This is a genomic window from Paraglaciecola sp., assembly GCF_030730205.1.
Taxonomy (GTDB): Bacteria; Pseudomonadota; Gammaproteobacteria; order Enterobacterales; family Alteromonadaceae; genus Paraglaciecola.
This window is the reverse complement of record NZ_JANQVQ010000218.1, coordinates 1-13,930: the sequence shown is the minus strand read 5'-3', so window position 1 is coordinate 13,930 and position 13,930 is coordinate 1. Positions and strand designations below refer to the sequence as shown.

General features: G+C 44.3%; 12 protein-coding genes. 5 read left to right on the top strand and 7 right to left on the bottom strand.

The features are described 5' to 3' along the window. Positions 1–72: 72 nt before the first annotated feature. From NWQ57_RS14660 to NWQ57_RS14640, 5 genes are all read right to left on the bottom strand, one after another. The gene (locus tag NWQ57_RS14660; protein ID WP_306022909.1) at positions 73–774 is read right to left on the bottom strand and encodes an arginyltransferase; all 702 of its coding nucleotides are present in this window, start codon (positions 772–774) and stop codon (positions 73–75) included. Continuing rightward, complete coding sequence (gene aat / locus NWQ57_RS14655; protein WP_306022908.1) at positions 771–1,478, bottom strand: leucyl/phenylalanyl-tRNA--protein transferase; 708 nt, start codon at positions 1,476–1,478, stop codon at positions 771–773. The genes NWQ57_RS14660 and aat overlap by 4 nt, the downstream gene beginning before the upstream one ends. Positions 1,479–1,520: 42 nt before the next feature. Beyond that, positions 1,521–2,477: a thioredoxin-disulfide reductase gene (gene trxB / locus NWQ57_RS14650; RefSeq protein ID WP_306022907.1), complete on the bottom strand. Its 957-nt coding sequence runs from the start codon at positions 2,475–2,477 to the stop codon at positions 1,521–1,523. 108 nt (positions 2,478–2,585) lie between these two features. Further along, the gene (pta, locus tag NWQ57_RS14645; protein ID WP_306022906.1) at positions 2,586–4,721 is read right to left on the bottom strand and encodes a phosphate acetyltransferase; all 2,136 of its coding nucleotides are present in this window, start codon (positions 4,719–4,721) and stop codon (positions 2,586–2,588) included. A 9-nt stretch (positions 4,722–4,730) separates the two neighbouring features. Next, positions 4,731–5,927, bottom strand: coding sequence for an acetate kinase (locus tag NWQ57_RS14640; protein WP_306022905.1), 1,197 nt, complete (start codon positions 5,925–5,927; stop codon positions 4,731–4,733). A gap of 157 nt (positions 5,928–6,084) precedes the next feature. Between NWQ57_RS14640 and yfbV the strand changes: the two genes are divergently transcribed. Next, positions 6,085–6,531 carry a terminus macrodomain insulation protein YfbV gene (gene yfbV / locus NWQ57_RS14635; RefSeq protein WP_306022904.1) on the top strand — a complete coding sequence of 149 codons (447 nt, stop codon included), beginning with the start codon at positions 6,085–6,087 and terminating at the stop codon, positions 6,529–6,531. Between the two features lie 14 nt (positions 6,532–6,545). On the opposite strand, the gene NWQ57_RS14630 is transcribed toward yfbV, so the two are convergent. Then, positions 6,546–7,043, bottom strand: coding sequence for a SprT family zinc-dependent metalloprotease (locus NWQ57_RS14630; RefSeq protein ID WP_306022903.1), 498 nt, complete (start codon positions 7,041–7,043; stop codon positions 6,546–6,548). Between the two features lie 77 nt (positions 7,044–7,120). Here NWQ57_RS14630 and NWQ57_RS14625 point away from each other — a divergent pair, with 77 nt between their 5' ends. Further along, on the top strand, positions 7,121–7,600 hold the full coding sequence (locus NWQ57_RS14625; RefSeq protein ID WP_306022902.1) for an acyl-CoA thioesterase: 480 nt from the start codon (positions 7,121–7,123) through the stop codon (positions 7,598–7,600). 38 nt (positions 7,601–7,638) lie between these two features. On the opposite strand, the gene sppA is transcribed toward NWQ57_RS14625, so the two are convergent. Then, positions 7,639–9,498 carry a signal peptide peptidase SppA gene (gene sppA / locus NWQ57_RS14620; protein WP_306022901.1) on the bottom strand — a complete coding sequence of 620 codons (1,860 nt, stop codon included), beginning with the start codon at positions 9,496–9,498 and terminating at the stop codon, positions 7,639–7,641. A gap of 145 nt (positions 9,499–9,643) precedes the next feature. On the opposite strand from sppA, the gene NWQ57_RS14615 reads away from it, so the two are divergent. The 3 genes from NWQ57_RS14615 (at position 9,644) to NWQ57_RS14605 (ending at position 13,930) form a co-directional block, all read left to right on the top strand. Beyond that, positions 9,644–11,671: an NADPH-dependent 2,4-dienoyl-CoA reductase gene (locus tag NWQ57_RS14615; RefSeq protein WP_306022900.1), complete on the top strand. Its 2,028-nt coding sequence runs from the start codon at positions 9,644–9,646 to the stop codon at positions 11,669–11,671. A gap of 90 nt (positions 11,672–11,761) precedes the next feature. Beyond that, positions 11,762–13,090: a Na+/H+ antiporter NhaC family protein gene (locus tag NWQ57_RS14610; protein ID WP_306022899.1), complete on the top strand. Its 1,329-nt coding sequence runs from the start codon at positions 11,762–11,764 to the stop codon at positions 13,088–13,090. Positions 13,091–13,210: 120 nt separating this feature from the next. Further along, positions 13,211–13,930: an SIMPL domain-containing protein gene (locus NWQ57_RS14605; protein WP_306022898.1), complete on the top strand. Its 720-nt coding sequence runs from the start codon at positions 13,211–13,213 to the stop codon at positions 13,928–13,930.

Genomic DNA, 13,930 nt, shown 5'->3' with positions numbered 1-13,930 from the left:
ACCTCTGTCTTAAAAATAAGTGTCTAAAAAAGCCGCGCAGATTTTGCCCAATAAGGCCGCGAGTGTAAAGCTTTACCCGACATTTTTTACAATTAGTTGCCATTTATCGTTTAAAAAACGCTCATGGGGTAAGAAATTCTGCTTATAGTTCATTTTTTGGCAGCTATCTATTTGATAGCCTAAATATAAAAAGTCGCATTTTAATTGCTGCGCTAGCTGAACTTGCTGCAATATAGCATAAGTGCCGAGTGAACGTTGCGCATATTCTGGCAAAAAGAAGGTATACAAGGCAGATAAGCTAGAATTCAGTCGATCGGTTACCGCCACACCGATGAGGGTTTCACCCAGCATCAGTTCGACATACATCGCTCTATCCCAAGGGCTAATCACAAAACCCTCGTATTGCTCTTTTGAGGCAGGGTACATACTGCCATCTGCATGACGTTCATTAATATACCGCTCGTATATAGCGTAATATTCAGGTTTGCTGTGCAGACTGACATTCGTGGTGACATCACTATTTAATTTCAAAACCCGTTTTTGGCTTTTTGATGGTTTAAAATCCTTAACCGGTAAACGTAAAGATTTGCAAGCCTGGCAATCAGTGCAGTGAGGCCGATATATCTGGGTGCCACTGCGCCTAAAACCTGCCGCGATAAGCACATCATAATGCTGAGCGCTTGGGGCGTTGTTGTCATCGACAAAGACCAGCAAACGCTCTTGTTGGTCAGTCAGATAACTACAAGGAAAGGATTGGGTAATACCAAATTTCATATGTGAGGGCTAAGAGTACGTGCTTTCCAACAGTCTATCGAAAAAGACTGTGACTGCAGTACCTTTAATTGCGCTAAAAATTGCGATCTGGGCGTGGCGATACAGCCCAAACTTTGCAAATGTGGATTAACCATTTGGCAATCAATAAATGACGAACCTTCTGCTTTCAGCAATTCGACCAAATAATACATGGCCAATTTTGAGCAATCAGTCAGGTGATGAAACATCGACTCACCACAAAAGAGTTTAGCGCTTACGACACCATACAGTCCGCCAACTAAGATGTCGCCTTGCCACACCTCAATTGAATGCGCATGTCCTGCTTTATGCAGGTGCTTGTATGCTTCGATCATCTCAGCAGTAATCCACGTACCAGAGTCATTTCGGGGGGTGGTGGCACAGGCGTCGATTACGGCATCAAATGCGTAATTGAGAGTGACTGCAAAGCGCTGTTGTCTCACTAACTTCGCCAACTTAGAACTACAGTAAAACTGCTCTAGTGGCAATATGCCTCTGGGGGTAGGTGACCACCACAAAATGGGTTCACCAGGGCTATACCAAGGAAATATGCCCTTAGCATAGGCCGCCGTTAAACGAGCTACGGACAAGTCTCCGCCAAATGCCAGTAAGCCGTTCGGCCGAGATAATGCCTGACTCGGATCAGGGAAAACCGCTTTGTGAGTCAACTCAGGTAAATGAATCATAATGGTGTTTGCAATTAAAAAAGGCCTCTACGAGGCCTTTGATTATTTTTCTAATGCGTCTAAGTATTTTTCTGCGTCTAACGCGGCCATACAGCCCGTGCCAGCTGAGGTTATTGCTTGACGGTAGATATGATCGCTCACATCACCTGCGGCAAATACACCTTCAACACTGGTTTGTGTCGCATTGCCTTCTGTACCGCTTTTCACTTTTAAGTAGCCATCTTTCATGTCAAGTTGGCCTTCAAAAATGGAAGTGTTGGGTTGATGCCCGATAGCAACAAATAAGCCCATAACAGGCAACTCAGTGGCTTCTCCTGACTCAACATGTTTAATTCTTACCCCTGTTACACCCATTTGGTCACCGAGTACTTCATCTAAGGTACTGTCCATGTGTAATACCACATTACCGTTTTTCGCTTTGTCCATTAAACGGTCGGCTAGAATTTTTTCACTTCTAAATGCATCACGTCTGTGAATGACGTGTACTTCTGATGCGATGTTAGACAAGTACAAGGCTTCCTCAACCGCGGTATTACCTCCGCCGATAACGGCTACTTTTTGATTACGGTAGAAAAACCCATCACAAGTGGCACACGCCGATACGCCTTTACCCATAAAGGCAGTTTCTGATTCCATACCAAGGTACTTAGCCGATGCACCGGTGGCAATAATTAAGGCATCACAGGTGTAAGTGCCTTGGTCACCAAACAACGTAAAGGGTTTTTTGGTTAAATCTGTTTTATTGATGTGATCGAAAATAATTTCAGTATCAAATTTTTCAGCGTGCTTTTGCATACGCACCATCAAATCTGGACCCGTTAAACCTTCAGGGTCACCTGGCCAGTTCTCTACTTCCGTTGTGGTGGTTAATTGGCCACCTTGTTGAATGCCCGTCAACAGCACGGGTTGAAGATTAGCACGTGCCGCATACACAGCCGCTGAGTAGCCTGCAGGTCCAGAGCCGAGTATTAATAATTTTACGTGTCTTGTTGCAGACATGGTGTTCTCCGAATTTGTCGTGGTATGACCAAAAATGAAATCTTGGGGCTAATAATAAGGGCAGTGAAGCCATAATCAATGCCATTATGGCTAACTTGTGTTTTTTCTTTATTGTGTGGCTTGAATTGCCGTCAGTGCAATAGTGTAAACAATATCATCAACTAAGGCACCTCGGCTCAAATCATTAACGGGTTTGCCCATTCCTTGCAGCATCGGGCCTATGCTAACTAAATTGGCACTGCGTTGCACCGCCTTGTACGTGGTATTCCCGGTGTTTAGATCAGGAAATACAAACACCGTCGCTTGGCCCGCCACTTTAGAGTTAGGGGCCTTTTTGCTTGCGACATTTTCCATGATAGCGGCATCATATTGCAAAGGACCATCAATTAGTAAATCCGGTCTTTTTTGCTGGGCTAATTGTGTGGCTTTTTTTACTTTATCTACATCAACGCCCGTGCCTGAATCGCCAGTACTATAACTGATCATGGCTACTTTAGGCTCAATGCCAAAGGCTGCGGCTGAGTCGGCTGACTGAATAGCAATGTCGGCTAATTGTTCGGCCGTTGGGTCTGGGTTAATCGCACAATCACCGTACACCAGCACTTGCTCTGGCAGTAACATAAAGAATATCGATGAAACCAACGAGGCGCCTGGAGCCGTTTTAATCAACTGCAGGGCAGGGCGGATCGTATTGGCGGTTGTGTGCACCGCACCTGACACTAAACCATCAACATGGCCTTGTTGTAACATCATCGTGCCTAATACCACATTATCGAGTAACTGTTCTTGGGCAACTACCGCTGTTAGGCCCTTGTGTTTGCGCAATTCGACTAGTGGCTCAATATATTTTTGCCTGACATCTTCGGGTTGTTGAATGATGACTGAGTCAGGTAACGCTACCCCTTGTTGTTCGGCAACTCTGAGGATCTCCGCTTTGTCGCCTAACAATATGCACTTAGCAATACCGCGTTCGGCACAAATTGCTGCAGCTTTGATGGTGCGGGGCTCTTCACCTTCAGGCAAAACAATGGTTTTTTTCGCAGCTTTGGCTAATTGCGTCAATTTAAATCGAAAGGCCGGCGGTGATAAACGCAATACTTTTGATGCGCCCTCAGTCAGTGAATTTATCCATTTAGGGTCGATACAATTGGCTGCATGATCCATTACGCGGTTCACGCGCTGTTCATCATCTACTGGCACTTCAAGATTATAAAAATGCAAATTTAACGAAGTTTGCCAAGTATTGTCATTAACTAGCATCACAGGTAAGCCGCTCTCTAAAGCTTGAGAGCACAGTGCCATGACTCTTGGGTCAGGTTCGTAGCCACCTGTTAACAAGATTGCGCCAATTTTAGTGCCGTTTTGTGCCGCGAGGCAGGCCATCACAAACATGTCGTTGCGATCTCCTGAAATCACCAATAATGCACCCGGTTGTAAGACCCACACCATATTATTAATCTCACGTGCACACAAATGCACGCTACGCAGTCTGCGATGCAAATAGTCTCCTTCGTTTAATAGTTTTGCATTTAGATGCTTGCACAGATCATTGACCCTTGGTGCGATCAAATCAAAACTCCAACTGATACACCCTAGTAAGGCAAAAGACTTATTGAAAATCGCGAGTTTTTTAAGTTTTTTGATGATTTTTTCAGTTTGGCTTTCATCATGATGTTCGATCAACTCAATGCTTAAACGGCCTCGCTCATCCAGCGGCGCATTGATTTTATTAAAAATACAGCCTAGTACCTTTTTACTTTTGTGTCCGCCATAGTTATCGGCCACAATTTCTAACTTATCGTTTAACTGAGTAAGGCTTAAATTTCCGGGTGAACTGACCAGAACGATCTTCGCGTCAAGGGCATTGCAAATTTCACGATTAAGGCGCACGGCATAAGGATGGCTCTGTGTCGTGACTAAGCCCTCAATAATACCGATATCTTCATCGTTCGAATATTGCTCGTACAGGGCAATAATTTCTTCTAACAAGACATCCATTTTATCATTGCTGATCATGTCCTCTACATAGGCCGGAGTGAGCGGAGGGGCAGCTTTTATTAAGCCTAATTGATTGATGATGGTAGTGGATTTTTCAGCTTCATCATCACCGTGTCGAGGTTGGCCCATAGGTTTAAAAAAGTTTACTTTTAACCCTTGTTGTTGCATCGCTCTGACTAAGCCCAAAGAGACGCTGGTCAAGCCGACACTGCTGCCCACTGGAATTAACATTATTCTGCGTGCCATGACTGCTCCTTACGCGTTAAATGCGTATTTGATGGTGTCTTGTGCAATAACCCATTCTTCATTAGTGGCTATGGCAAAAATGGATTTTGAATCTTCGTTGCTGATTAAGCCTGAACGACCAAAGCGCATGTCTTTATTGGCTTTATCATCGATGTGCAGTCCCAAGTGGGCGAGCTGAGCAATGGTCTGCTGCCTAATATAGCTGGAGTTTTCACCTATGCCACCAGTAAATATCAGGGCATCCAACGGCCCAACTACGGCTAAATACGAACCGATATATTTCACTAGTCGGTAAACAAACATATCCAGCGCTAGTTTAGCCCGTTCGTTGCCTTTCTCTTGCTCGCTCTCTAAGGTGCGACAATCATTACTTATTTGTGAAATACCTTGTAAACCCGATTGTTTATTCATCAAGGCATTGACCTGGGCTGCACTATAGCCGAGTTGCTCCATTAAAAACGTCGTAATGCTGGGGTCGATATCACCGCAGCGCGTGCCCATGACTAAACCTTCAAGTGGGGTAAAACCCATACTGGTATCAACCGCTTTACCTTGTTTGATGGCAGCAATACTGCAACCATTACCCAAGTGGGCGGTGATTAGGTTGCAGTGCTCAATATCTTTATTCAGCAGCTTTGCTGCTTGGCGAGAAACAAAATAATGACTTGAACCATGAAAGCCATATTTTCGTATTCCATGTTGTTCATACAAATTATATGGCAGGGCATACAGGTAAGCATGTTGGGGAATGGTTTGAAAAAATGCGGTATCGAAAACAGCGACTTGAGGAAGTTGGGCAAAAGCGGCTTGTGCACTTTCAATACCAGCAACGTGAGCGGGATTGTGCAATGGCGCCATTTGGGCCATATCACCGATGGCTTGTTTGACCCTATCATCAATTAAACAAGAATGAGTGAACTTTTCACCGCCATGTACGACCCGATGGCCAACGGCCACTAAACTTGAGCGAAGTTCAGTAAATTGCATCAAAATACGGCCAATGGCTTCCAGAGCATGTTTATGATCCGCCTTATCCTCTAGACTGATAGTGTGTTTGTTTTGCCCATCGGTATAACGTACTTGGGAATGACTGGCTGCCAAATTTTCAGCTATCCCTTGCAGGGGCGCTTCACCATTAGCAGCATCGATAATCGCAAATTTAATTGAAGAACTACCACAATTGAGCACAAGTACGCGTTGATTCATAAGTCTTTTTTCCTTACAAAGGGACAGTCATCATAGCAATGTTAGCGTGGCAAAAACAGGTTTTGGTATCAATAGTTGATTTGATATAACAGATGAATTTAGGTAAATGGCAGGTTACACGCTAGAATAACGCTGCAAAATAAAAGAGAGGTGAATTGTGGCACAAAACATAGGCTCTATGTTTAAAGATGGTCAGCAATACATGCTTACATGGCCGGCAGAAAAGCAGTTAACCACACTGTTTGCCGAAAACCGCGTTATTGCTGCAACAAAGCTATCCATAAAAGTGATGCCGCCCTTAGCGGTGTTATCGGTTGCTGCTGTGGTGAATTTTCAAGGTGTTGAACAATTGCCACAGGCATTAGCGATGGGGGCATTCTTTTTAACCCTGCCCATGCAAGGCTTATTGTGGTTAGGGCATCGTGCAAATCAAGTGCTGCCGCCTGCATTGAGTGCGTGGTATTTTGAAATTCATCACAAGATGCAATTACAAGGCTGTGCCTTACAAAATCCTCAAGCCAAACCAAAGTATATGGAGCTGGCTCGATTGTTAAAAACCGCCTTTGACGAATTAGATAAAGCGTTTACCAAGCGCTGGTTTTAAATTTCTAGCACCGTTTAATATGCGGCCACAAGTTGTGTGCCGCATTTCAAACAGCGATATTGCTGCTGCTTTCTGACTACCTTGTTATGCCGCCTGATGCTCAATTCGACCGGACCGCACGAACAACGATAACTAAACTTTTTACCTGCCACTTTGCTTACATCCATAGCGTGATACGGATGTGGCTTTATGCCATACAGTTCCACCATTAACGCTTGCCACTCTTTACCGTGGGGTCTTACTCTGCCAAAAAGCTGAAAACTAATAAGATGGCAAATTTCATGAGGCACTACATCACTCAAAAAATGCTCAACATTGTCCATCAGTAATACGGGGTTAAAGCGAAGCTCATTGAGATGCAAGCGTGCACTTCCGGCAATTTTCCCCCGCTGATTAAATTTGATGGTAGGCATAGCAAATTGACGTTGGAGACCTTTGCAAGCCCGCTCCATGCATTCCTCTACACGTTGAGTGATTTGTTGTTGGATTAAAATTAATGCTGTTTTTTGCACGTTTATCTTTACTTACCTACTGTTTTTTTATGATAGTAAACAATCCTACGCCATAACCAAAACAATAAGAGAGTATTATGTCACCACAAAGAGCAATTGATTTTAGATTTTTAGCCGAGCCTACAGACGTCAATTTTGGCGGAAAAGTACATGGTGGCATCGTCATGAAATGGATGGATCAAGCGGGATATGCCTGCGCTGCTCAGTACAGTGGTAAATACTGTGTGACAGTGTCCATTGGGGCAATTCGCTTTATTCGTCCAATTTTAGTGGGGCAATTGGTGACCTTGAAAGCCAAAGTTGTGCATACCGGGCGCACCAGTATGCATATTTTTATTGAAATTCAAGCGGTTGATCCAAAGTGCAACGACATTAAAACGACAGGGCATTGTTTAGTTGTATTTGTAGCATGCGATGAAAAGGGTAATCCAGTTAGTATTCCGACCTGGGAGCCTGAGCAAGAAGACGATATCGCTCTAGAACAATACGCGATTGAAGCCAAGCTAGCTGCGCAGAGTTTAGATGCGAGATTACACAGTGCCTTGCCTTTAAACTAGGGCCTTAGGTAAAAGCGTAAACTCGCATCATCGCTACTTTATAAGGTGCATTCCAAACAAAACGAATACACACCGCGGGGATCATTAAACTTAGCTGCGGTGTCCATATCGACGGCGAGCCCCTTTATAAAGTTCATGAACGGGCTGGGTGCACTGGTTTTAAACGCGCCATCCATCAGTACCGTCGCTTGACCAAACAGTTCTTTGAAGAATAATTCACGACCTGTCAATGAACGTTGCACATAAACGGTGTCATAGCGTTCAAGGTTAGCTAACTGGGCTGCGGCTTTTATACCATCTTCCAAATAACCTAGCTCATCAACTAAGCCAAGCTCTTTGGCGGTATCACCGATCCACACTCGGCCTTGAGCAATGCCATCTACTTGCTCTTTAGTCATATTGCGCTTGTCTGCCACCAATGAAATAAACTGATCGTAACCATGTTCAATACCACGCTGCAGAATTTGGCCCATTCTAGGATCCAAGGCTTGAGTCACACCAAAACCAGAAAACTCTGTAGTGCCCACACCATCGGTATGTATCCCCAAATAGTCCAAGGTGTTTTCAAAGGTAAGAAACATCCCAAAAATACCAATTGAACCGGTAATGGTGCTAGGAGCTGCCCAAATTTGATCGGCGCCGGCTGAAATCCAATAGCCACCTGACGCCGCATAAGTACTCATTACTGCCACAACGGGTTTACCCGCGGCTTGGAGGTTTTCTACTTCTTGGCGAATAATTTCGGAGGCAAAAGCACTGCCACCTGGTGAGTCGACATACAAGACTACTGATTTGATATTGTCGTCTAAGCGTGCCTTGACTAACAATTCAGCGGTACTGTCACCCCCTATATCACCTGGTTTTTGTGTGCCATTTAGAATGGTGCCCTTAGCGACTACTATGCCCACTTTTTGCGTATCAGTACTGATGTTGGGCAAGGGCGGATTGATGATTTTCAAATAGTTGCGATAGCTAATCTGTTTGAAGCTCATGCCTGATTCGTTTTCTCCCACCAAACTGATGAGCTCTTGTCTGATTTCTTCACGGGTTTTTAGGGCATCCACCCAATTATTCTGCAAGGCATATTGAGCAAAGTCGCCATCAGCTTGCTCAAATTTAACCATGAAGTCTTCTAGTTTCTCATCAAAATTTAGCGGCGAAATACCACGAGCTTGTGCCACGTTATTTTTGTATTGCGACCAAATAGCACTTAACCACGCTTGGTTTGCTTCTTTGGCAGCATCTGACATGTCATCACGAATGTAGGGTTCGATGGCTGACTTGTAAGTCCCCACTTTGAAGACATGAGTTTGCGCTTTGATTTTTTCTAAAGCTGACTTGTAGTAAGTCGGATAACGACCGTAGCCTTCGAATAATAAGAAGCCCATCGGATTCAAATATAAGTGGTCAGCATGACTGGCCAAATAATATTGGTTTTGTGTAAAACTATCACCTACAGCATAAATAGGTTTGCCACTTTCTTTAAAATTATCAAGGGCCTGTGAAATTTGCTCTAATTTGTCTAAACCACCGCCCGCTAATTGCTGTAAATCGAGCACCAATACTTTGATACGATTATCTTGCTTGGCGTTTTCAATGGTCAACAGGACATCTTGCAGTAATGTTTCACTGTTTTGACTGTCGTCTTCAAATGCTTCCTGCATAAACTCTTCAAAGGGGTCAACACCGCGTTTTTCGATCACAATACTGCCGCTAAGCTTTAACACTAATGCAGAGTCATTGGGCACAATGATTTTATTGTTGTCTTTCATCAACAAGGATAGAAAACCAATAAAAATTACGATAAAGATGAGATTGAAAAATAATTTGCGGCAAAAATTAAGGATTGACCATAAACCGATAAACAGAGATTTTGTCCAACTTCTTCCTGTCGACATAAATGAGCGTTACCAAATAATAAATAAGTGCTGCATCCTATCTAAAATCGCGTTTAGAAGACATTCAGAAATGTAATTTTTTATTACATAAGGGTGCATTTGCGCATAAACTCAAAGGCAGATTGATTATTTCATCAGGTATTACATGACATCACATGCTCATTTTCCGCAACTTTTTACGCCCTTGAATTTAGGATTTACCACCCTTGCCAATCGAGCCTTGATGGGATCGATGCATCTTGGTTTAGAAGAAGAAAAACAAGGTCACCAAAAACTCGCGGCTTTTTATGCTGAGAGAGCGGCTGGCGGAGTGGGCATGATTGTGACTGGTGGCATTAGCCCTAATCGGCAAGGGTGGGTGTTTCCCTTTGCCGCACGAATGGCCACCAAAGGGCACGCAAAAGCTCACCAAGTGATTACCGAAGCAGTGCATCGCTATGATACTAAAATTTGTATGCAGATTTTGCATACCGGGCGTTACGGCTATCATCCGTTTATTGTTGGCCCATCAGCCGTGAAATCGCCCATTGTGCCCTTTAAGCCCAAGGCTCTCTCTGTGCGCGGCATCTATAGCACGATTGAAGACTATGCAAATTGCGCAGCAATGGCTCAGCTCGCAGGCTACGACGGCGTTGAAATCATGGGCTCTGAAGGCTATTTCATTAATCAGTTTTTGTGCGCGCGCACGAATCAACGTGATGATGAATGGGGTGGCAACTTTACTAATCGAGCGCGCATCGCCGTTGAAATCGTCAAGGCGGTACGCCAGCGTGTTGGTGAAAAGTTTATTATTATTTATCGTTTATCCATGCTCGATTTAGTTGAAGGCGGTAGCCATTGGACAGAAGTCGTGGCCTTAGCCAAGATGATAGAAGAGGCTGGCGCTACAATAATTAATACTGGTATTGGGTGGCATGAAGCACGTGTTCCTACCATAGGTACGATGGTACCCAGAGCTGCCTTCACCTGGGTGACGCAGCGTATGAAAGGCGAGGTAAACCTGCCTTTAATTACCTCGAATCGTATCAACACGCCTGAGGTAGCTGAACGTGTTTTAGCTCAAGGCCACGCTGATATGGTGTCAATGGCGAGGCCTTTTCTCGCCGACGAAAACTTTATGCGCAAGGCAAAACAGGGCAACAGTGCTTTTATCAATACCTGTATTGCCTGCAATCAAGCGTGTCTTGATCATGGTTTTCAGAAAAAACGTGCCAGTTGTTTAGTCAATCCACGAGCCGGATTTGAAACTGAATTAAATTTCCCCTTAACCACCCACAAAAAAAAGCTGGCCGTGGTAGGCGCAGGGCCGGCAGGATTAGCGTTTAGTTGTTATGCCGCCGAGCGCGGACACGAAGTGCATTTATTTGATAAAGATGGTGAAATTGGCGGCCAGTTTAATTATGCCAAACGGATTCCTGGTAAAGAGGAGTTCAGCGAAACGTTACGTTATTTTGCCAATCGATTGACCCAAGTCGGTGTGCATATACATCTTTCAAGCGAGCAAAGTGTGGAGAGTTTAGCTAAGGGGAAATTCGATCAAGTGATACTAGCCACTGGCATTGTACCCCGTAAACTCAATTTGCCAGGTGCTACGCATCCCAAAGTCATTAATTACTTAGATGTACTACGCGACAATAAAACAGTGGGCAAGACAGTCGCTATTATTGGGGCTGGTGGCATTGGCTTTGATGTGGCTGAATTTTTAGTTGAACATGAATCCTTGACCTTAAAGCCCGATCAGTGGTTGAAGTCTTGGGGGATTGACACTGCGTTTCAGCATGCAGGCGCACTAATGACGCCAGATATCGCACCGCCAGAACGTGAGATATTTTTACTGCAACGAAAAACCACCAAAGTGGGGAAGGGTTTAGGTAAAACCACAGGGTGGATACATCGCAGCAGCTTACAGCGTAAAAATGTGCAAATGATACCCGGCGTTGAATATGTGCGAATCGACGATGAAGGTTTACACGTCATTATTGATGAGAAACCACGCTGCTTAGCGGTGGAACACGTTATTTTATGCGCCGGCCAAGAGCCTCTCAGAGCCCTGCAAGACGGTTTACTCGCCCAAAACATTACCACGCACGTAATTGGGGGCGCAGATGTGGCCGCGGAACTTGATGCCAAACGTGCAATCAGACAAGGTGCTGAATTAGCAGCGCTTATCTAGGGTTTATTCAAGATTAATAGAATTGCAAGATTGACAGTCAGCCTACTTGCCTTTGACAATAGCGGATTATTTTTACTATAGCGATAGAAGATGATTCAAAATACAGTGGCTAATGCGCACAGGCAATTTGCTGGCATCACGCCCATATTACTGTTTGTTGTGCTTGTTATTTCTGCCGGAGCGCTGACTCAAGATTTTTCAACTATGCCCATCTTAGTTGCTTTGTTTATCTCTGCAGGCTACGCATTGCTACTAAATAACAAGCAACAGCCTTTGAGCATAAATGAAAAAATTGAGATTTTTTGCCGAGGCGGGGGTGAAAAAACCATCATTTTATTGGTGGTTATATTCTTATTAGCCGGCGCATTTTATGCGGTCACCATTGACATTGGTGCGCGGGATGCCACGGTAAATTGGGCCTTACAGTATGTGCCTACCTCCTTCTTATTACCGGGTTTGTTTATCATTGCCTGTTTTATTGCCTTTGCCATGGGCACATCCATGGGCACCATTACCGCTATTACGCCAGTTGGAATCGGCCTTGCTGAATCATTAGGCGTGTCTGTACCTTTAGCTGTCGGTATTGTGATAGGCGGCGCCATGTTTGGTGACAACTTGTCGTTTATCTCTGATACCACCATTGCCGCCACTCGCACTCAAGGCGTCAAACTGAAAGATAAGTTTAAAGCAAACCTTATGATCGTCGCTCCCGCCGCTCTCGTCACGGTGTTAGTTTTATTTAGTGTCGATATTGATAGCTCAGCAGCGCTTGAGCAAAACACCTACGACCTGTGGCTTGTATTGCCTTATCTACTGATTATAGCCTGTGCCTTACTGGGTTTTAACGTGATATCCGTGTTGGGTACAGGGATTATTTGTGCTTGTGTTATTGGACTGTTGAATGGCAGCTTTGATCTTAAAAGTATGTTGCATAGCCTGCATAAAGGCTTAGGTTGGATGCAAGACTTAGCGATGGTGGCGGTCGTCATCGGCGGAATCGTGGCCTTGATGCAAGCCTATGGCGGCATGAATTGGCTAATGCATCAACTCACTCGCCATATCAGAACCGTAAAAGGGGCCGAATTAAGCATTGCGGGCTTGGTCAGCTTTTTGGACTTATCTACTGCAAATAATACTATTGCCATTGTCTCCGCTGGGCCAATTGCTAAAGACTTGTCCGAGCAATATCAACTCGATCCTCGGCGTACCGCCAGCTTATTGGATATTTTTTCCTGTGGTTTTCAAGGCCTAGTACCTTACGGTGGTCAGTTATTAGCTGCGGCAGCCATAGCGGGTTTATCACCGTGGCAGTTGTCTTTGTATTGTTGGTATCCGATGTTAATTTTATTTTTTGGTTTAGCTGCAATAGCCTTTGGTTTACCGCGTTTTGTGGTAAAGCAATATGACGAGTTTAACTAACTCTTGGCTAGGGGGCTGTCGTTTGATGAATCAAAGCAAGTTGAAATTAAGACTCAATAGAACCTTTATTGGACATCATAGGTCTATGGTTGCAAGTCGTGCGATTAAAGGAGAGACAAGATGCACAATATGAGCAAAGCGACCGCGATGATCCTTGGGATCTGTACCATCATTGGTTTATTGGGCTTGGGTTATTTGTTAAAAACAGCAGCCTTAGAATACAAACAATTTGAGCGAAGTGTGACCGTAAAAGGCCTGTCAGAGCGTGAATATCCAGCCGATATTGTGATCTGGCCGATTCAATTTGCATTTGCTGAAAATGACTTAACCAAACTTTATGCCTTGGTAGATAGTAGCAGTGTAAAAATACAGAACTTTTTAAAAGACAAAGGTATCGATGCGAGTGAAATTACTCTGGGTTCGCCAGCCATTACCGATAAGTCGGCTCAGCAATATGGCAGTGACAATAATGTGAGATTTCGCTACACCGGTGTGCAAACTATTACTGTTTATTCAAAAAACGTTGAAAACGTCCGACAAGTGATGAGCGCCTTATCTGATCTGGGTAAAGAGGGCATTGTGTTTACTGGTGATAATTATCAAGCACAAGTGGAGTATATTTTCACCCAGCTCAATGATGTTAAGCCGGCCATGATAGAGGAAGCAACCAATAAGGCCCGCGAGGTGGCTGAAAAATTTGCTTCTGATTCTCACAGCCGTTTAGGTAAAATCAAGCAGGCCAGCCAAGGCCAATTCAGCATTAGTCATCGCGACAAAAATAACCCCCATATAAAAAGTGTCAGGGTCGTATCAACGGTGGAATATTACTTAGCCGATTAG

Coding starts and splice junctions, on each gene's coding strand:
- NWQ57_RS14660 (WP_306022909.1), bottom strand. CDS start 774: ATGAAATTTGGTATTACCCAATCCTTTCCTTGTAGTTATCTGACTGAC.
- aat (WP_306022908.1), bottom strand. CDS start 1,478: ATGATTCATTTACCTGAGTTGACTCACAAAGCGGTTTTCCCTGATCCG.
- trxB (WP_306022907.1), bottom strand. CDS start 2,477: ATGTCTGCAACAAGACACGTAAAATTATTAATACTCGGCTCTGGACCT.
- pta (WP_306022906.1), bottom strand. CDS start 4,721: ATGGCACGCAGAATAATGTTAATTCCAGTGGGCAGCAGTGTCGGCTTG.
- NWQ57_RS14640 (WP_306022905.1), bottom strand. CDS start 5,927: ATGAATCAACGCGTACTTGTGCTCAATTGTGGTAGTTCTTCAATTAAA.
- NWQ57_RS14625 (WP_306022902.1), top strand. CDS start 7,121: ATGTCACCACAAAGAGCAATTGATTTTAGATTTTTAGCCGAGCCTACA.
- sppA (WP_306022901.1), bottom strand. CDS start 9,498: ATGTCGACAGGAAGAAGTTGGACAAAATCTCTGTTTATCGGTTTATGG.
- NWQ57_RS14615 (WP_306022900.1), top strand. CDS start 9,644: ATGACATCACATGCTCATTTTCCGCAACTTTTTACGCCCTTGAATTTA.
- NWQ57_RS14610 (WP_306022899.1), top strand. CDS start 11,762: ATGATTCAAAATACAGTGGCTAATGCGCACAGGCAATTTGCTGGCATC.
- NWQ57_RS14605 (WP_306022898.1), top strand. CDS start 13,211: ATGCACAATATGAGCAAAGCGACCGCGATGATCCTTGGGATCTGTACC.